This window comes from Peribacillus sp. FSL H8-0477, assembly GCF_038002765.1.
Lineage (GTDB): Bacteria > Bacillota > Bacilli > Bacillales > DSM-1321 > Peribacillus.
In genome coordinates this window covers 547,191-567,528 of the sequence record NZ_JBBODE010000002.1, presented here as the reverse complement: position 1 = coordinate 567,528, position 20,338 = coordinate 547,191, and the positions used below count along the sequence as shown (strand labels likewise).

Sequence of the window (20,338 nt, the reverse complement as noted above, 5' to 3'; positions counted from 1 at the left end):
TATTAATAATGGATGGACATGATAATAATGGTTGTAATTTTAATAGTGGACACCCGGTCTCTTAGGTTATAAAAGTCCATCAAGGGGATACTTACACATATTGGGCGCATCTCTGCATCAAAATAATTAAAGGAAAACGGGGTCTTTGAAGATGAACTACAAAACCATCACAGTCGCCGGAAGCGGCGTTTTAGGAAGTCAAATTGCCTTTCAAACTGCTTACAAAGGAAGATTTAACGTAGTCGTATATGATATTAACGACGAGGCATTAGAACGTGCTAAAGATCGGATATTGAATTTAAAGCCATATTATAAAGAAGATTTAGGGGCTGTGGAAGAAGAACTTAATGAAGCTTATAATCGAATTTCCTTTCATTCCGATTTAGCAAATGCAGTGGCTGATGCGGACCTTGTGATTGAGGCGATTCCTGAAGTCGTAAAAATTAAAACGAATTTTTATCGTGAATTGGGGAAAGTGGCTCCTGAAAAAACCATTTTCGCAACCAACTCTTCTACATTATTACCAAGTCAATTTGCTGAAGCAACTGGCCGTCCTGAAAGATTTCTGGCCCTACACTTTGCTAATGAAATTTGGAAAAACAATACTGCTGAAGTCATGAAACATCCTGGGACAGCTGAAGTGGTCTTTAATGAAGTGATTGAATTTGCAAAAACCATCGGCATGGTCGCCCTCCCATTACATAAAGAGCAGCCCGGCTATATCTTAAATTCATTATTGGTTCCTTTATTAGAAGCAGGTCAGGGACTTTTATTAAATGAAGTGGCCGATGCAGAGACCATCGACAAAACATGGATGATTGCAACTGGTGCCCCTCTTGGACCTTTTGCTATATTAGACGTTGTCGGAATTACGACCGCTTACAACATTGCCAATGCAAAAGCCCAAGCAGGTGATCCACATTTCAAAAAATTGGCTGCCCTCTTGAAGTCGGAGTATATCGATAAAGGCAAAACTGGAAGAGGAGCAGGAGAAGGATTTTACAAATACCCTAACCCCGCTTTTGCTCAAGCAGACTTCTTAAAAGAGTAATTATCCTGAGCCATAATTAAATCAGGCTGTCTAACACCAAATTCATTTGGATGCAGACAGCCTGATTTTTTAAAATTCTCATCGGTTGACTCTCTTAACACTGTTCTACATCGCTCCCATAATCGCAGGATAAAAGATACAATTTTAAACTGACTCGATTACTTAGAACTCCATCCACCATCAATGATTAACTCTTCACCCGTAACGAACTTTGATTCAGCTGATGCCAAATATAAATATCCATTAGCAATATCAATAGCTTCCCCAGCAAATGGTGGTAAAGGAATTGTTCCTTCAAATGCTTTTCCTAATACTTCTTGTGATGTAACGCCATGACGTTGAGCTGCACCAGTTAAGATTGCACCAGGGTAAATAGAATTTACTCGAATGTTATCTTTTGCGAAGTTAATAGCAGCATGTTTTGATAAAGCTCTGACGCCGCCCTTTGCTGCAGCATAAGCAGCTGCACCATTGTCTGCACTACCGATAATCGCTGCTAACGATACACAGTTTACGATTGACCCACTCCCATTTTCCTGCATATATGGTATGACTGATTGCATACCTAAAAATACAGACGTTAAATTCAAGTGAATTGTACGGTTCCAGCCCTCTAATGTTTCCTCTAAAAGTGGTCTATGGAACGATACACCCGCATTATTAATTAAAATATCAATTTTACCAAATGTCTCTTTTGCTTTATTCATTACAGTTTTCCATTGTTCTCCCGAAGTAACATCTAATTCAACACATAAAATTTCACCTTCGATTGCGGTAGTCGCTTCTTTTAATTGTTCAAAAGCTATGTCAGTTGCAACGACTTTTGCTCCTTCTTTTATAAATAAATGAATGGCCGCTAACCCCATTCCTGAAGCAGCACCTGTAATTATAGCTACTTTGTTTTCTAAACGTCCCATCAGAAAACCTCCTAAATTTCATTTAAAGAGAGTTTTAATTACCCTAATAGTTCTTGGGAGGCCGAAACCTGTTGCTATCCAATCCAATTTTTGTATGTATGTTCTTTACCCCACTTCTGTTTCAAAAGCGGCGAGGTCCCAGAACGTTCATTCACTCATTGAGATTTCGCCGCTTTTTTTAGTTATTATTAAAACTTGCTTAGTTCAACAGGGGAAAATTGATTCTTAAAATAAGGTTTGAAACGTACTTCAAATTCAAAACCTTCAGGTTTTAAACGATATTTTTCCAGTACATCTGGACCACAGCTGGATGAGCCAAGACCGTGTTGTTTATGATCCAAATTAAAGGTAATGAAATCTTGTTTCTTCAAGTCATACGTATGGTTAGCGTTTTCAATATTTTCAGCAGTATAGTAATGAGCACTAAAATCCATATCTGGTTTACCGACCGCTAAAAGACCAAAACCATTTGCGTCCGTTAATGAGACCCATTTAACCTGGTGCCGATTTCCATTTTCCTGCGGCCAGACATAAGGTGTATATAACCCTTCAACATCACTGGACCAGACGCCTATTTTATTGGCCATCATGCTATCCACATAAGATTCTCCAGGGCCGCGGCCGTACCAGCTGACATTCTCCAGCGTCTTTGACAGTTTCATCGTTAACCCTATTCTTGGCATTGTTTCCGGCAGGTCTCCTTGAGGGTCGCCTTTTACCTTCAGGAAAACATCTCCGCTGCCTAAAATGGTGTAGGTGTATGTGGTGTTGATTCCCCACGCTAACCTTGGAGGAGCAATTCGCACAACAACATGAATATCCACTTTCTTCTTGTCAGAAGAAACAACATACGATATATCATCGATTCTATGTTGTAACCAGTGTAAGCCATATTTTTGCCATACTTCCTTCGAACTGACGCCTTTATGAATAGCTAGTTTGTCGTTATCTGTCGGCGCCCTCCAGAAATTCATTTTTGGCCCTGCCTCCAAAACCTTCATACCCTCAACAGTCCATGAGTCAATGACGCCAAAAATTTTATTAAAAGCAAATTCAAATGTATCTCCAGAGATAGAAATCAACGTGTCAGACTCTTTAACAGTCATTGGAAATGAAAGCAGGCTAATTTCTTCAGTTACTTCGGATGAAACTGGAAAGTTAAATTGCTCCCATGCTATTTCATGACCTGCTTTAGCCCATAAGGTATCCACAGTTGTCCGTAAACTGACATTCAATAAGTAATCAGTGCGAGCCTTTATATTTTCAGGCAGCGTAAACGGTATTGTGATGTTCTTTGAGTTACCTGCTTGAATACCTTCAATTGATTGTATTCCCTGATCGAGAATTTGATCATCACATATAATAGACCATGATAATTGCAGATGATCTAAAGAAATAAAATCATAGCGGTTGGTAATTTCGATAATCCCTTTCTCTAAATCTACTACTTCTGCTTTAACTGGCTCGATTACCTTCTTGTATTCTGTTAACGCGGGTGATGGCGTACGATCAGGCCTGACAAGACCATCTATGACAAAGTTCGAATCATGCGGCGTTTCTCCAAAATCTCCACCGTAAGCAAAATATTCCTCCCCATGATCGCTTATTTGTCTAATACCATGGTCAATCCATTCCCAGACGAAACCTCCTTGTAATCTTCTATATTTATAGAAGGTTTCCCAATACTCTTTTAACCCTCCAGGACCATTTCCCATCGCATGGGCATATTCGCAAAGAATATGCGGCTTATTCAGGTCGTTTCTTTTTCCTAATTCGTCCATTACCTCGACTGGTGTGTACATAGTTGTATGAACATCAGAAGCGATTGGATCCCTGGACGGATTATTTTGGTCTTCATCCATAATGAAGCGGCATTCCCCTTCATAGTGAATAGGTCTTGTAGGATCTTTTGCTCTGGACCAGTCAGCCATCGCTACGTGATTTCGGCCAAATCCTGATTCATTCCCTAGCGACCACATTATAATGGAAGCATGATTCTTATCTCTCTCAACCATTCGTTTCATCCGATCAACGTAAGCCTCTTCCCAATTGGAGTCATCACTGATTTGATTAAAGTCATTAATCTCTTCAAATCCATGACATTCCAAATCCGCCTCATCAATGACATACAAACCATAGATATCACATAAATCGTAAAAACGTGAATCATTAGGATAATGGGACGTCCTGACCGCATTAATATTGTGACTTTTCATCAGCTGGATATCTTCAATCATTGAGTCCAACGGAACAGCTCGTCCAAGGTCAGGATGGTGATCGTGGCGATTGACACCTTTAAACATGACCAGGACTCCATTAATCAGCAACACGCCATCACTTATTTCGACTGTGCGGAAACCTACTTTAGTAGGGATAACTTCTACCACATTCCCTTTTTCATCTTTTAAGGTCATAAGCAGATGATATAGGTATGGACTTTCAGCATTCCATTTATTCGGGCTGTAAATTGGGATTACAGCAGATATTTTCTGTTCATTCATCCCCTCAATGGTGATATTATCTAAATTCTTTGTTTCGACCTCTTCATATAAATGATTTAACAACTTTATTTCCAGTTGATAATTGGCCAACGTAGTATTTTGCTGGTTGAATAATAATGCCTCAATTTCTAATTCGCCATTTTCGTAGTTTTCATCGAGAGTCGTTTTGACAAAATAATCTCTCACATTCGTCTTTGGTCTTGCAAGCAAATAAACGTCTCTAAATATACCACTGAGCCACCACATATCCTGGTCCTCGATATAACTCGCTTCAGACCATTGATAAACCTGAACAGCTACTACATTTTTTCCATCATGAACAAACGAGGTAATATCAAATTCACTAGGCAGGCGGCTGCCTTGGCTATAGCCGACTTCCTTTCCGTTTACCCAAACATGAAATGCACTATCCACCCCTTCAAATCGCAAGGTAATGGCTTGATCTGCCCACTCACTTGGAATGTGGAATTCACGTCTATAAGAGCCAGTTGGATTTTCAGTTGGAACATGGGGCGGATTAACTGGAAATGGATATTGTACATTCGTATAATGCGGCCTTCCAAACCCATGCATCTGCCAGTTTGATGGAACCTGCAAATTGTCCCATTGACTAGAATCAAATGATTCTTCAAAAAATTGCTTCGGTGCCAAAATAGGATTCTCAGCATAATGAAATTTCCAAACCCCATTTAGCAGCTTAAACCCTTCCGCTTTTCCTCTGTCGTAAGTCAATGCCGATGACTCACTGGAATAAGAAAAGAAATACGCTCTCTCCTGCAATCGATTCACGTGAAGTACAGATAAGTTTTCCCAATCCTTCAACTCTTTTTTCATAACATTTCACCTATCTTTCTACTCATTTGAATAGTTAACATACTTACTTAGCAGATCAGACCGATTTATTGATATTTAAGTTAAAACGATTACTTCACTGACCCCATCATGCCCGCAACGAAATGTTTTTGCAGTATGAAGAATATCAGTGCAGTTGGCAGGGTTGCTATAACAATGGCTGTCATAATCACTCCAAAGTCTGGGGAATATCCAGATCCAAGGTTCGATATGAGTAACGGTAATGTATGGTTTTCTGAAGACTGAAGTACGACAAGCGGCCATAAATAACTGTTCCAGCTAGCCATAAAGGTAATAATTGCGGCTGCAGCATACGTTGTTTTCATTGTTGGAATATAAATTCTTATGAATACCCCTAGCTCCGATAATCCATCAATCCGACCAGCCTCAATAATTTCTCTTGGGAACATCTTTGTACTTTGTCGAAAGAAAAAGATTAGGAAAGCCGTTGCACTCGTTGGTAAAATGACTGCGGCAAGTGTATCAATCCCGATTATTGGAGCAGCTTCGGAAATGGTTCCAAACATCCGGAATAACGGCACCATCAGAGCGGCAAAAGGAATCATCATTGAGAGTAATAAGAAACTAAACACATAGTCTTTCATTTTGCTTTTAAAGATTTCAAATCCATAACCGGCTAAGGAGGCAATCACTAAAGCAAGCAGCGTCGTAATAACGGCTATTTTAATAGAATTAATTAATACGGGTACAAGATCCACTGTATCCAATAAGCTCTGGAAATTCTCTAGAAGATGACTCCCTGGCAATAATCGTCCCTTCGTCACATCCACTGACTTATTTGTCGAACTGACAACCATCCAGAGAAATGGGAAGATGGAAACAATGGCGGCTAAACTTAAAAAAGTATAGGTGAATATGCTCGATAGTTTACTCATTTTTATCACCTGCCACTTTAAACTGAAGAATGGAAAAGATTCCAATCATAATCACAATTGCATAAGAGACAGTCGCCGCATAACCAAAGTCAGGGGTATATTTAAACGATAGATTGTAAATATACTGAGAAATGGTCATCGTTGCATTTCCTGGCCCTCCTTGCGTAATATTCATGACTTCATCAAACAATTGAAGGGTCCCGATTGTTGAGATAATGGAAGTAAACAAAATGATTGGTTTTAGTAATGGAATAGTAATCTTAAAAAACTGCTGAATTGGGGACGCACCATCCATTTTTGCTGATTCATAAATTGAGTAATCAATATTTTGCAGAGCGGATAAATAGAAGATCATATTATAGCCAGTCCACCTCCAAGTAATCGCAACAATAATGGTGATTTTTGCCCAAAAAGGGTCAGTCAGCCACTGAATTGGTTCAGAAATAAGTGAAATCTTCATGAGCATGATGTTAACAATGCCATCTAGTGAAAATAAATATTTAAAAATAACCGAATACGCAACAAGTGAGGTTACACATGGTAAGAAAATGGCTGTTCGAAAGAACCCCCTAAACTTTAGTTTGGGGTTATTCAGCAGTACCGATATAAATAGAGCAAGAATAATCATAATCGGAACTTGAAGGATGAGATAGATAACCGTATTTTTTACAGTTGTCAAAAACGTGGGATCCTTCAACAAACGTGCATAATTGTCCAATCCGACAAAGGAAAGATTTGTACCTGTTCCTGATTGCAAAGACATCATAAATGCATGAACCATTGGATAGAAAGTAAACATACAGATCATGACGACTGCCAGTACGACAAAAGACCATCCTATCGTTGCATTTTTTATCCGATGCATCCTACTAGATTTACTGGATTGTACATTTTGGCCGGTCGATGAATAACTTTGTTTAGTTTTTGCCGGAATCACTTTACATCAACTCCTTACCATCTTGATACAAAAACTCGGGAAATACCGCCTGTTACACAGTGTAGCTCCGCCATACCAATAGGAGAGCCGGCGAATTCCCGAGACAATTATTCTATTATTTAATTTGTTGTTCCGCTTGTTTTTGTGCGTCTTTCAAAACTGTGTCAAGATCTTTTCCTTTTAAGTAATCCTGCATACCGACCGCTAATATATCTTCAATTACATACGTATGTGCACCGTAGTTTACTTGTGGAATCTCTGCCACCCATTTAGAAAAATCTTCTGTGATTGGTTGACCTCCAAAGAAGTCATCTGCAGCTTTGTAAGCCTCTCCTTCTGCAGCAGGCTTATACGTACCAATAGCACCAATTTCTTTGTTGATGTCCTGATAAAAATCAACATTTGAACCGAATGTTTTAGCCAATAAATCTGCAGCCTTCTCTTTACCTGAAATATTTAGAACGTACCAGGAGCTTCCACCAAGGTTAGATGCATTAACAGAATTTGCATTACCCGATTGTTTAGGGAAAGGGGCCACTGCCCACTTGTCCTTTTGAGAAGCTTCCTGTTTTACGGAAGCTGTCATCCAGTTACCTGTTAGAACGGATGCAGTTTCGCCGCTGTTAAAGGAGGCAAGGTATTGACCCCAGTCAGAGACAGGTTTCGATATGTCTGCATCTATAATTTCTTTGTAAGTAGTAAATGCTTCTTTAAGAAACTCATTATCCCCTAAGTCTGGTGTGACGCCATCTTCCTTCAAATACCATGAACCGCTGGTCTGAATCATCTGACGAATAAGCCCAAGATCTTTCGGATCCATTGATATCATAGATTTTCCAGTAGCTTGTTTAACTTTTTTACCAATTTCTATATATTTGTTCCAGTCTATTCCTTGCAAATCTTCAACAGTATATCCTGCCTTCTCTAAGTAATCTGTTCTTACGTATAGACCGGATACTCCTGTATCGAACGGAATTCCATAGTGTTTATCTTCCAAACTGGTTGGAGCAAGTTTATATTCTGCAAAATCCTCCGCTTTGAAGGAACTTGATAAATCGAAGAACGCATCCGGATAGGCTTTAAGAAAGCTTTGCGCACGATAATCTTCAATTAGAACAATATTAGGCATCCCTTTAGTTGTACCTGAGCTTAAGCTCGTATTCAGTTTTTGGACAATATCTGCTTGAGCATTTTCAATGACTTTTAGTTTAAGCTTAGAATTTTCCTTATTATACGTGTCCATTGCCATATTGATTGCTTTCACGTTGAAGTTCGGATCCCAAGTCCATACGGTTAATTCATTGGTCTCCTTTTCGGTATCAGTTGCCTCTTCCGATGTTTTTGATTCAGAAGAACATGCTGATAATAAAAGCAAACTTGCTAATAATAATGCAAAAACCTTCTTCAATGATATCCCCCCCATTTCTTTTTGTAAGCGTTATCATTTATACATATATTATGTTATCACCCCTTCAACATTACTCGGTAGGAAGATTTTTTCGTAAACTTGGATTATCTTTAGGATTTGGCAACGCGTTTATTTTTTAGATTTGGAATATCTTTAGATTTTATTACAATATTTGTTCTACGTGAGAAGGAAGAATAATCCTTACCTTTGTTCCTTCACCTTGTTTGCTGGAAATGGTTACACCATACTCTTCCCCATAAATGAGTTGAATTCGCTCATGAACATTCCTCACACCTATACCTGAGAAAAGCTGTCGTTTATACTTTTGATTAGGAAGGTTTTTTTCTGATAGCTCTTCCATTCCATCACCGTTATCTGCTACTTCACAAATCAGATTGTTCTTTTCTTGCCAAACCAGGACATGAATTGATCCACCTGCTTTACGATTGAATCCATGAAAAAATGAGTTTTCCATAAAGGGCTGCAGAATCAGTTTAGGCAATCGTACATCCAGACAATCAGGCGCAACCAGATAACTTACATTTATTCGACTTCCATAACGCTTTTGATTAATGAAAACATAGTTTTTTAAATTATCCAATTCCTGTTTGACAGTCACAGTTTCATTAACATTACCTATTGTATTCTGAAGCAGGGAAATCAAAGCGGTAATCATTGCTTCCGTATCTTCCTTGCTGTCCTGCTGCACCATAAATTTAATGGAAGCCAATGTATTGTACAAGAAATGTGGATTGATTTGTTGTTGCAGAGCCTCCAGCTCCGCATTCCTTTTTTGCTTTTGCGACAGCATCAATTGCTCCACATACTCATGAAGCTCGTCCAGCATGGAATTAAAAGCATGGCCGATTTGCCTCGTTTCATATGTACCTAAAACAGCCACGTATTGACGAAATTCAGATTTTGGCGCGTGTTCAATCTGTCTTACAAGCCTTGATAAAGAATTAGTTAATCTTCTTGATACGAAAAATACACTGACTAATGCTATCAAGACAATCCCTATCGAGATCAACACAATTTTTCTCTTATCAATTAAATTTCCAAATGCCTTTTCCTTGTCAATTATATTGAATAGATACATATCTAAAGAGGGGAGTGATTCTACTAAAATAATCTGCTTCTTCCCTCTAAAACTCCCAATCATGTACTTATGAGAGTTCGTTTTAATCTCTTGCGCATACTGAAGGAGCTCGACTTCTCTTTTCCCAATTAATTGAGACTGGTTACTGGAAACAATTTTCCCTGACTTATCAACTATGAAAATATCATTCCCTGGACTTGTATAGTTCACATACACCTTTTTGAATTCACTTTCCCTAAATGAAAAATAAAGGGAGCCATACACCGTACCGGAAAGTCGATCCATTAATGCTTTGGTAGCCACAACAAACCGTGTTTCCTCAATACTTCTTGTTTCGCTCTCTCGTTCATCAAATTGATACAGCAGTCTTTTCGGTTCTTTAAGCGTATTGCTTGTTAAAAAACTCTCGTTAAGTTCCTGATCAGAAATTGGCCAATGGGGTCGATTGGTCGTTAAGGTGACTCCATTTTCTCCTTTAACAATGATTTCAAACTCATACGCATCAAAGTTTGACTGAATTTGCTTAATGTATTCCCCCATTGTAAAAAATGAGATCATTTTCTCGGCATTCGTTTGCTCTTCAGTTAGATTGGTCTTAATCACACCGCTTTGTAGTATATTATTTGATGCAATGACAATAGAGTAATGAAAAGATTCAAAGCGTTCTTCTATTTCGTTTATGATTTTCACATTCGTAATAGTAAATTTTTCAAAAAAGAATTGCTCAGACATCCGAATTGTCGTCCATGTAATGGTCACTGAAACCAGAATGATAATCATAAAAGTAATAAGGGATATGGTAATAAACAAAGTATTATGTTTAAAGCGCATCGGTATGAATCTCATATTTTTTATCACGTCCCTTATCCTATCAATTGTTTTCTTTTATATTGACTAGGGGACATTCCCTTTACTTTTTTAAATACTTTGCAAAAATAACTGTGATCCGAAAAACCGACCACTTCACTAATCTCCGATATGGCCGCTGATTCTAGAAGGAGCAGCTTACACGCCTCCTCAATCCGTATTCTATTCAGAGATTCTATAAATCCTTCATTATTATGAGCACTGAAATAGCTCGAAATATAAGAAGGATTAAAATGAAACGCAGCAGCTACATCATTTAAGGTAAGCGGCTCTGCATAATGATTCTTAAGATATTCCATGAACTTCTTCATATTTATATTTTCCGCTCGGTTTTGCATTTTGAATATGCTTTCATTCGCTTCCTCAATAAAACGATTCAATAGGTTAATTGTCTCTCTCGAAGAATGTGCTTCGTCAATGAGCTTGAAAAAGGTGTACCTGCTATGCTCCAGTTCTTTTATTTCATCATTCATATTGCCAAGGAGGATCGTGATGTTAAAGATGATATTACTGAAAAATGCTTTATACTCATAAACATCCATAGTAAAACTGTGGGATAATTTTTCGGCATAATCCCTTAAATAGAAAAAAGATGAATCAAAGTTCCTGCGCATAAACTCTTCTGTAAACCAATCCAGATTGAATTTTTCACCTTTAGGCACAATACTTGGCAAATCAAATTCAGTTAAAACGAGGATATCTGGAAAATAAAAATGATAGTTTAAGAGTTTTAGAAGGCTCTCCTTAAACATTTTGCCTAGTTGATCAAATTGTTGAAATCCCTCTGTTAAAGCAATACCGCTCTCAACATGCGCAGCTGCTAATTGATTGCCAACATCCCTAACCTTTGTCAAATCTTCTTGATTTACATTAACCAGAAATACGATTATGTTCGGATCAAAGGTAAAAGAATAGTAAGCGGCCTCGCTTAGCTGTTTGTTGAAGGCATTTTCAACGATATCTTTGACTTGGGCAGGAAATTCAGCAGAACCATTAGATGGTTGTTTTTTCATGTCTACACCCATTAAACAGTAATGACTATAGGGAAACGCTCTTGTAACCTGTTCCGAACCATAATATACATCGTATCCTAAAACTAACTTGTTAATAATTTGATCGATGGATAGTTTAATACTTAAATCCTTTTCTCTAGATTGAAAACCTGGAATTCTTTTAACAGCCGTTTTCAAAACATTTAATAGACTTTCCGCCTCGAGCTTTGGTTTTAGAATATAGTCGACCACTCCACGTTGAAAGGCGGAGCGCACATAATCAAATTCTCCATAACTACTCAAAATAATAATTTGAATTTGTGGATATTTTTCTTTGACGATTCGTGTTAATTCTTCTCCATCCATGATAGGCATAACAATGTCTGTAATAATAATGTGAGGATACGTTGCTTCTATCAATTCCAAAGCTTCTTGACCATTTGAAGCTTCACCAACGATTTGAAAACCTTCCGATTCCCAATCTAAATAATGCATAATCCCTCGTCTGATTAATATTTCATCATCTACAATCAGTATTCTGCACATTTCCCCAGAATCCAATATGATCAACCTCCAATTGGTCACACGTCTAATCGTTTTTTAACAAGCTTCAATATACCTGCTGTAAGCCGAAATCTCTTTACTCATTTCGACATATTAAGAAATTCCTCCTTTTTTTCCTATCAAAACCCTTGCAGCTCTAAGGTTCGAATTTATGAAATTGACTCATTTAGCTAATCATAAATTTTAATGTTTTTTCAAAGGAACGTCTAAGTAATGTGGGGAAAAGCAGGAGAAAGACGCAGCTCAATTTGACTGTCGATAGAGTGAAGTGTCTGGGCTGAAGCCAGACACTTTGAACTTTTCTATTCCGATATTGCTCTGTGCAGCGATAAGAACTAATCCGTTAATCCCTACGGGACCATCTTACTTTTGTTTGCTCAATTTCCTTGTTTATCCGATCAACATCTTTTTGATATAGTCGTTCAGAAAAATTTCTTGCGGATCCAATTCATGCCTTATGGCTAGAAAATCCGGTAGTTTGGGATAGCAGATAGATAATTCGTTTTTGCCTAGGCTGTGCATTTTGCCCCAATGCGGCCTTCCTTCGTACTTCTGTATAATCGCTTCCATCTCTCGAAAATAATCTTCATATGGCATTCCTTTATACATATGGAAAGCTATATAAGCAGAATCCCTTTGATAAGAAGGGCTAAACCATATATCATCAGCCTTGACCGTCCTGCATTCTATTGGAAAATGAACCTTATGCTTCTTTACTTCAATACACTCTCGAAGCTCTCGAATGGCACTCTTAAAATGTTGAAGAGGAATGCTATATTCTATTTCTCTAAACTTCACAAGTCTAGGAGTTGCAAATAACTCATGACTATTTGCCGCAATGTTTGTTGTTCCAATGGCCTTCGCAGATAACCTGCTGATCGTTCGACTGCTTTTTGGGAACAATCGACATACCTCTGACAGTATAAAAAATAAGTAATTTTCAAGAATAAGATTTTTTAAATTGTGGGAAAATAAACGCTGTGGTTTACGCTTCGTAATATTCATCGTTTTAACTTGGACAAGATTTGAATAGGGGAATAGATAAAACTCAAAGTGACGGTTTTCGTTGATATAGCATTCAAGCTGTTGCTCAAAAAGTGGATATTCTATTTGTTCACTTCTATATTCGTATATAGGTGTTTTAATTATTTTCAGTGTTACTTTTACAATTATTCCAAGTACTCCGAGAGATATAAGGCATGCTTTGAAATATCGAGGATTTTGTTCCTCAGAGACAGTAAGTACCTCTCCTGACGCTGTAACAATGACAAGTTCTACTACTTGAGTTGGTATACTACCGAACTCAAGGCCAGTTCCATGTGTTCCAGTAGAAATGGCCCCCGCAATGCTTTGGACATTGATATCTCCTAAATTTTCTTGAGAATATCCTTCCTGACCAAGCCTTTCTCCTAATTGAAATAACCTGGTTCCACCCAGAACGGTAACTGTGCTAGCTGCCTCATCAAGTTGTTCAATTCCATTAAGTAAATCAAGTGATACCAGCCAATCATCTGTTTTTACTAAATTATTAAATGAATGTCCTGCTCCTACTACTCTAATCTTTTTCTTTTGTTTAGCAGCTTCTTTAACAATTGAAACAACCGCCTCAATTGAAGATGGATATAGGATTTTTTCTGGAGTACATTCACTCGTTTTAGACCAATTTTCCCATCGTTTCCGTTGCACCGTTTTCATTACAGAAAGCATTTCCCTTCCCCCCGATAGGTAAGAAATTGGTCCACAACTTGTTCATTAGCAAAACAAATAATTTCATTAAATCGTTCACAAATTTCTCCAGCTTTGGCTGCTCTAAAGATGATGACATCTCCAATTTCCAGCGTTTCCTTTTTATAATAAACAGGGGTTTGCACTTCCCCTGCTCCTTCAAATGGTAATAGTTTACCACCCGGCGGGTATACTGGCATAGGCACCTTATCCTGACCATGTACTCCAGATGAAACATATCCACCTCCAAGACAAGTATAAATATTGGGGGTCGGTTTTCTAACGATTGGCAACGAAAAAAATAAGGCAGGGATGAAGCGGAAATCTCGGTAATAATCAAATAACAAAGGGGCATAGAAGCCTGAACCCGCAGTGAGTTCCGTAACACCTTCTTCTTTCGACGTCGTATTAAGACTTCCCGTTCCGCCACCATTTACAAATAACGGTTGAAGACCCTCTCTCTCAAGAGAGTGAACAATCGCCTCTCTTCGCATTTTAATTTTATTTATCGATTTCTTTTTCATAAAAGAAATCGCTATGTTTTTTAGTTTCTGAGAAGGCAGATGATCACTTACCCCAGCAATTTGAGCTTCATAGCCCATGATGCCAATCAGCTTCAGTGTCGGATATTCCTTTATATAGCGGACTAGCTGAATGACCTCACCAGGCGTTCTTAATGGAGAACGCCTCACCCCAAAATGAAGGCTGCCAAACGTAGTGCTCATATCAATATCAATACATAAATTTAAAAAACCATTTACCTTTTTACCAATCTCATTTAACTGCGTAACCTGTTCAATTGAATCGACCATACAGGTAATTTGATTACCTTCACCATTTAATTCTGCTATTTTAGTATAAGCTTCGCGATTGAAGCAAGGATAACCTATAAGGATATCCTCAATGCCTTGTTCTGCAAGAAAAATAGCTTCATCAGAGCTATAACACATTACGCCTTTAAAGACAGGGCTGGACTCCAGAATTCTCTTTAAAACTGGAATAGATCGTATCGATTTAGTAGCAATTCTGATCGTTTTACCATTTGCTTTTTCTGCGATCTTTTTACAATTTTGATCAAAGGCATCTAAATCCAATAAAAGAGCAGGAAGAGAAAAATCCTTTGCTATTTCATTCAGCAATACCAACACCACCTCTCATTTTTATAATAAACGAGTAAAGGAACTTAAAAAAGTTTTATTTTGAATATTCCGATTTATTTCAAAGGCATAAAAGCAGAAGGTCCCTTAGTCGCCTTCTGCTTTTTTATCGCCTACATGAAAATATCATCATCATTCACTCAAATAAATCCTTTGATCTCTTCAATGCCCTTTTTCGCTGGATGATCTTTATAATGGGAAACGTTAGGATAATGGCAACAGCTATGTTCAGAAAACCAATAACTGAGTTCGTCAATTGAGGCAGTGATTGATCTCCCAAAATACCTGTATTCACAATTCCCGCGAATACATTAACGAAAAAGAGCACGAGAAAAATATTTAACATGCGCTTATAATAATCAATCTTTGAATGTGTATCTGTATATAATTCAAAAGGTCCTTCTGCCGCTGCCTTCTTCATGTAAATCCAGCCACCAGATTCATGAATAATGGTAAGTCCACTGTCTTCAAGCAATTCGAAGTATTCCTTCTTCTCTTTTTTAGACTTTTCAATGATGAATTCATTGCGGTAAATAAATGATCCCGGATCTCCCTTTGCAAAGGTGAACCTGCCCAAAAACCACTTTTTAAGGTGCCAGCCTTGCTCGGCCATCTCATTGATCCACTTTTCTTCTTTTTCATAATCCAAATAAAAGCGATACCTAACTTTCTTCACGGCTACTTCTCTCCCTTCGTAATGAGCAAACCGTTGTGATGCAACTCATAAAGTCGTTTCATTTCATTTTCAACCATTAACTTCCCAGCATCCGTAATGACGTATTCCTTTTTTCGTTCCCCTTCATCTAAAGGAACAATCCATTTACGCTTAACCAATGTTTTAATCGCTCCATAAATCGTTCCTGGGCCAAGCTCAACACGACCATTACTAAGTTCGGAAACAAACTGCATAATTCCATATCCATGTCTGGGCTCATATAAAGATACAAGGATGTAATAAACACCTTCTGTCAAAGGAGCACTATCGTCCATCGTTACACCACCTATCGTCTGACGTTATATCGACTGTTGATATACTTTTATTATATCAACAGTCGATATAAAAGTAAATATTATCCATAAATATTTTTCATTCCCTTTTAATTTAAATGAATTCAATCTGATTCAATTAACTATGGAAAATTGTATTACGGTATAGGTACACTTAAAACTTAGATAACTCCAAGCGTTTTAAACTAAAACGAATTCCAAAATACAATTAAACCTTACATAGCCAATGAGTAATAAATTTGCACAAAAAAAAGCTCAAGCAATAAGGATTTCTCCTTATCACCCAAGCCTTTTGTTTTCTCGTTATCCTCTATATTTCAACGTTAACCCTTTTAAGAAGTTACGAGCATATCGGTCGCCGCACTGTTTATAATTTCGATGACCTTCTTTTCTTAGAATAGCACCTAACTCACCTTTAGTTATATCGACACCTGCTTCTTTTAAGATATCAATCATATCCTCACTGGTTAAGCTCAGTGCAATTTTCAATTTCTTAAGAAGAACGTTATTCACACTTTCCTTCCCTGTCGGTGCAGGGCTCTCTGGTTGTCCTGGTTTTGGCTGTTGTTTTCCTCTTTTAAAAATAATCATGCCATTCAAAAATGATTCCATCATCTTATTATTGCATTTGATCGTATCTTCTTCCTCTTCATAATCATAAAAATCGACATCATCGTCGTAGTCATCATAGTCATCTTCTTTGGGTTTGGTAAGCATCTCTAGGACTTCTTCTTTAGTGACGTTCACCCCGCCAAGTTTAAACATCTCTACCATATCGTTATTTTTTATATCTAGAGCATAGCGTACTCTGATTAAAATATCATGATTATGCATCCATAAACCTCCTATTATCGCACCTGTTTCAGTAGCTTCATCTTTATCATTGCCCTAGTAAATTCTTCGAATACTAAACGGCAAATGAAAATCCGAGAATCTTTTACAGATTCCCGGATGCTGTAAGTATACTGTATTTTTATTATACCTAAAAAAGTTTAATCCGACATTAAGTTTGGTGAAAGCAATGTAAAGCTTAGGATTCCTCTTCACCCTCAGCTTCCCATCTGCGGATTTCCTCCCGGACAATCGGGGCTACCTCTTTACCCAACAGTTCGATGGCTTTCATTACATCATCATGCGGCATTGATCCTACGGGTACATGCAGCATGAAGCGTGTAATCCCCACGTTTTTGCGAAGATGAATAATTTTTTCTGCGACTGTCTCCGTATCGCCAACATAGAGGGCGCCTTCTAAGCTACGTGCAGAATCAAACGTTGCCCGTGTATATTTCCCCCACCCGCGCTCTCTTCCTATAACATTCATCGCTTGCTGAGTGGACGGGAAGAATTTATCTGCTGCAAGTTCTGTACTCTCGGCAATAAATCCGTGTGAATGTGAGGCAATTGGCAGCTTAGTTACATCATGCCCCGCCTCTTTAGCAGCTCTTTTATAAAGTTGCACAAGCCCGGCAAACTGCCGCGGGCTTCCTCCAATAATCGCTAGGACGAGCGGCAGTCCAAGCATGCCTGCACGAACAACTGATTGTGGTGTCCCGCCGCTGGCAATCCAAACAGGTAACGGATTTTGAACAGGAATCGGGTAGATACCAAGATTTTGAATAGCCGGACGATGCTTGCCATCCCATGTCACCTTTTCGGACTTCTGGATTTTTAACAATAAGTCCAGCTTCTCATCGAACAATTCATTATAATCATCTAAGTCATATCCAAATAGCGGAAAGGACTCGATAAAAGAACCCCGGCCCGCCATAATTTCTGCCCGGCCATTTGAAATCGCATCAAGTGTTGAAAATTGTTCAAATACTCTCACTGGATCGTCAGAAGATAACACCGTAACAGCACTAGTAAGCCGTATCCGTTTTGTCCGTGAAGCAGCTGCGGCCAAAACAACCGCTGGTGATGAGGCTGCGTAATCCCTCCGATGATGCTCGCCGACCCCATAAACATCCAACCCGACCTCGTCTGCTAACACAATTTCCTCCACGACTTCTCGTATACGCTCTGCATGACTGATTACCTTACCAGTCTTCACATCCGGAGTTGTCTCCACAAATGTTGTTAATCCTATTTCCATAACCATTTCCCCCTAATTTAAGAAAAAAGACGGAACTCCTATTAGAGTACCGCCCTATATTGTTTATTTCTTATTAATGAATATCCTTCTTCTTAAAGCTACCGCCTTTAACTTCTGCTACGTCATATACCGTAACAAAAGCGTTTGGGTCAATCTCGTGTATAATTTCTTTCATTTTACTTTCTTCCAGACGGTTTATAATACAAGTAATCTCTTTAAACTGTTCATTTGAATACCCGCCATAAGCATCATTGTAGGTAGCTCCACGTCCCAACCGATCACGGATTGTTTCTACCATCAGTTCAGGTTGTTTGGTAATAATTTTAAAGGTTTTAGAACCGCTCAGACCTTCTTCGACAATATGTATGACCTTAGATGCAATAAAGTACGCAATGGCAGAAAGAATAGCCCCTTGAAGTCCAAATACTGTGGATACAACAATAAACACAAACATGTTCAAAAATAAGATTAAATCACTTGTTCCAAACGGTAATTTTTTTGAAAGCAACACGGCTAACATATCAATCCCATCTAAGGCACCGCCATTACGCAAGGCTAAACCCATACCGAAACCGATGATAATACCACCAACAACAGTAATAAGTAATGTATCCCCCTCGATAATCGTCGGCACATGATGCATGACGATCGTACCAACTACTAATGAAGCAATACCGATAACAGAATAAATGGCGAAACTTTTACCAATTTGTTTATATCCTAACCAAACAAATGGAATATTTATAACACCAATTAGAAGCCCCAATGGCAAACCAAAACGTTGCGATCCCACAATACTTAGCCCTGTTACACCACCATCAGAAACGTTATTTGGGATTAGTACCGCTTCTAATCCATAAGCTGTGATCATGGCTCCGATAATAATTAATAATACTTTTGAAAATACCTTCAGAAATTTTGATTTTCGTTTTGTTTTACCACTCATTTATTTTCTCCATTTCACAAAAAATTTAAAGAATCTATCCAGTTTTCACTTCACTATAATAAAGTATAGCTTATCTTATTAGAGAACTAAATACAAAGGTGCCGATTAAACCCAATCATTTGTCTCCATCCTCTTGAATAACGTACCCATGATTTTAATTAAGATAGCACAATACAATGTACGGATTTTCTATAAGAAAAAAAGAACCCTATATACTAAGGTCCTTTTAACTTTAATATCAAATTTTAATTCTCTTTAGTAAAGTCAAGAATTCTTAAAAGGTTACCTGAGTTATCTTTATAAATAGCATACCGGCCTGGCGGTATATCGATAGGTTCTTTTACAAATTCCAATACTTCTTTATTTTCTTTAAAAAAGCTGTCAACACTATCAACCAAAAATATTCCGCCGGCTGTCAATTCTTGTTCATCATCCTCAATCATTAATCTGATTTCAGAATTAGGCAAACTTAAAGCAACTGTGTGCTCTCCTTCCCTCCACGCTTCCTCAAAACCAAGAGTATCACGATAAAAGGCAAGAGACTCTTTCAGATTTTTGACTGGATGATATAAAAACACTAATTTCATACCCAATTCCCCCTTAAATAATTACGTAATTCAATTATGTAAGGCATAAGGTGATTATGCATATCATAGTTCTTTTACTAAATTATGTCAATGTGATAAAATAAATTTTATGAAAGAATGGATACGAATACCAGGGACTAGTAAAGATACATTAATCAAAGTTGCATTAGAGGAATTTTCTGTGAAAGGTTACAAAGAGGTTAATATTACTGAATTGGCGAAGAAGGCTGACATGACCACTGGCGCTGTCTATCATCATTTTGGTTCAAAATCTAACCTTTATGAAGTAATAAGAACGGAGATGGAACAACGAGTAATTGATAGAATGGAGGGAGCCGCTTCTTTATTTACTGAACCAGAAGAAGCTGTAAAGGCTGCGCTAATCACTGGTTTAGACTCCGCTGTGAAATTTAACATTTGTAAGTTAATCAGCGAAGAATTACCTTATGAGAAGAAAGATAAAATAGGGGAATTTCTATCTAGTTTAATCAATAAGGATCAAGAACTTCCAATTGAGATACTCTTACTTTCCTCTTGGCGTTCTATTCTTAAGGAAATAAGTACAAATCAACTTTCTCTTCAACAAGGGAAAGAATTAATTAACTGGATTTTTAAAAAGGGATAATAATTTATCTCTTTTTGGCGCTGACACCTAACGATCGTCAGCAGTAATTTACATGCAGGACCAGAATTAATGGATGCATTGCGCAAAGAAAAGTGGGCTGTTGCTCAGTTCTCT

17 protein-coding genes are annotated in these 20,338 nt (G+C 37.9%); 2 read left to right on the top strand and 15 right to left on the bottom strand.

Annotated elements, in window-relative coordinates; translation table 11 throughout:
• The first annotated feature begins 151 nt into the window (after positions 1 to 151).
• Positions 152 to 1,051: a 3-hydroxyacyl-CoA dehydrogenase gene (locus tag MHI18_RS14435; protein WP_340850297.1), complete on the top strand. Its 900-nt coding sequence runs from the start codon at positions 152 to 154 to the stop codon at positions 1,049 to 1,051.
• A 158-nt stretch (positions 1,052 to 1,209) separates the two neighbouring features.
• Here the strand turns inward: MHI18_RS14435 and MHI18_RS14430 are convergent, their stop codons facing one another.
• The 15 genes from MHI18_RS14430 to MHI18_RS14360 form a co-directional block, all read right to left on the bottom strand.
• Complete coding sequence (locus MHI18_RS14430; protein ID WP_340848330.1) at positions 1,210 to 1,968, bottom strand: SDR family NAD(P)-dependent oxidoreductase; 759 nt, start codon at positions 1,966 to 1,968, stop codon at positions 1,210 to 1,212.
• A 188-nt stretch (positions 1,969 to 2,156) separates the two neighbouring features.
• On the bottom strand, positions 2,157 to 5,303 hold the full coding sequence (gene ebgA, locus MHI18_RS14425; protein WP_340848329.1) for a beta-galactosidase subunit alpha: 3,147 nt from the start codon (positions 5,301 to 5,303) through the stop codon (positions 2,157 to 2,159).
• 89 nt (positions 5,304 to 5,392) lie between these two features.
• Positions 5,393 to 6,217, bottom strand: a complete 825-nt coding sequence (locus tag MHI18_RS14420; RefSeq protein WP_340848327.1) for a carbohydrate ABC transporter permease — start codon at positions 6,215 to 6,217, stop codon at positions 5,393 to 5,395.
• On the bottom strand, positions 6,210 to 7,082 hold the full coding sequence (locus MHI18_RS14415; protein WP_340850296.1) for a carbohydrate ABC transporter permease: 873 nt from the start codon (positions 7,080 to 7,082) through the stop codon (positions 6,210 to 6,212). Before MHI18_RS14415 ends, MHI18_RS14420 begins: the two co-directional genes overlap by 8 nt.
• Positions 7,083 to 7,269: 187 nt before the next feature.
• Entirely contained in the window at positions 7,270 to 8,562 is a 1,293-nt protein-coding gene (locus MHI18_RS14410; RefSeq protein ID WP_340848326.1) for an ABC transporter substrate-binding protein, read from the bottom strand.
• Between the two features lie 163 nt (positions 8,563 to 8,725).
• The gene (locus tag MHI18_RS14405; RefSeq protein ID WP_340848325.1) at positions 8,726 to 10,492 is read right to left on the bottom strand and encodes a sensor histidine kinase; all 1,767 of its coding nucleotides are present in this window, start codon (positions 10,490 to 10,492) and stop codon (positions 8,726 to 8,728) included.
• Between the two features lie 32 nt (positions 10,493 to 10,524).
• Positions 10,525 to 12,081 (bottom strand): response regulator transcription factor, encoded by a 1,557-nt coding sequence (locus MHI18_RS14400; protein ID WP_340848324.1) that lies wholly within the window; start codon positions 12,079 to 12,081, stop codon positions 10,525 to 10,527.
• A 393-nt stretch (positions 12,082 to 12,474) separates the two neighbouring features.
• Positions 12,475 to 13,779, bottom strand: coding sequence for a D-arabinono-1,4-lactone oxidase (locus MHI18_RS14395; RefSeq protein WP_445670037.1), 1,305 nt, complete (start codon positions 13,777 to 13,779; stop codon positions 12,475 to 12,477).
• Positions 13,779 to 14,957 carry an amino acid deaminase/aldolase gene (locus MHI18_RS14390; RefSeq protein ID WP_445669997.1) on the bottom strand — a complete coding sequence of 393 codons (1,179 nt, stop codon included), beginning with the start codon at positions 14,955 to 14,957 and terminating at the stop codon, positions 13,779 to 13,781. The genes MHI18_RS14395 and MHI18_RS14390 overlap by 1 nt, the downstream gene beginning before the upstream one ends.
• A gap of 145 nt (positions 14,958 to 15,102) precedes the next feature.
• Positions 15,103 to 15,642: a DUF2812 domain-containing protein gene (locus MHI18_RS14385; RefSeq protein ID WP_340848320.1), complete on the bottom strand. Its 540-nt coding sequence runs from the start codon at positions 15,640 to 15,642 to the stop codon at positions 15,103 to 15,105.
• A gap of 2 nt (positions 15,643 to 15,644) precedes the next feature.
• Positions 15,645 to 15,956 (bottom strand): PadR family transcriptional regulator, encoded by a 312-nt coding sequence (locus MHI18_RS14380; protein WP_340848319.1) that lies wholly within the window; start codon positions 15,954 to 15,956, stop codon positions 15,645 to 15,647.
• Positions 15,957 to 16,277: 321 nt separating this feature from the next.
• Complete coding sequence (locus tag MHI18_RS14375) at positions 16,278 to 16,808, bottom strand: YehS family protein (RefSeq protein WP_340848317.1); 531 nt, start codon at positions 16,806 to 16,808, stop codon at positions 16,278 to 16,280.
• 196 nt (positions 16,809 to 17,004) lie between these two features.
• Positions 17,005 to 18,066, bottom strand: a complete 1,062-nt coding sequence (locus MHI18_RS14370; protein WP_340848315.1) for an LLM class flavin-dependent oxidoreductase — start codon at positions 18,064 to 18,066, stop codon at positions 17,005 to 17,007.
• Between the two features lie 73 nt (positions 18,067 to 18,139).
• On the bottom strand, positions 18,140 to 19,012 hold the full coding sequence (locus MHI18_RS14365) for a YitT family protein (RefSeq protein ID WP_340848313.1): 873 nt from the start codon (positions 19,010 to 19,012) through the stop codon (positions 18,140 to 18,142).
• Positions 19,013 to 19,257: 245 nt separating this feature from the next.
• A complete protein-coding gene (locus MHI18_RS14360; protein ID WP_340848311.1) occupies positions 19,258 to 19,599 on the bottom strand; it encodes a VOC family protein in 342 nt (113 codons plus the stop codon).
• 109 nt (positions 19,600 to 19,708) lie between these two features.
• Between MHI18_RS14360 and MHI18_RS14355 the strand changes: the two genes are divergently transcribed.
• The gene (locus MHI18_RS14355; protein ID WP_340848309.1) at positions 19,709 to 20,224 is read left to right on the top strand and encodes a TetR/AcrR family transcriptional regulator; all 516 of its coding nucleotides are present in this window, start codon (positions 19,709 to 19,711) and stop codon (positions 20,222 to 20,224) included.
• Positions 20,225 to 20,338: the final 114 nt, after the last annotated feature.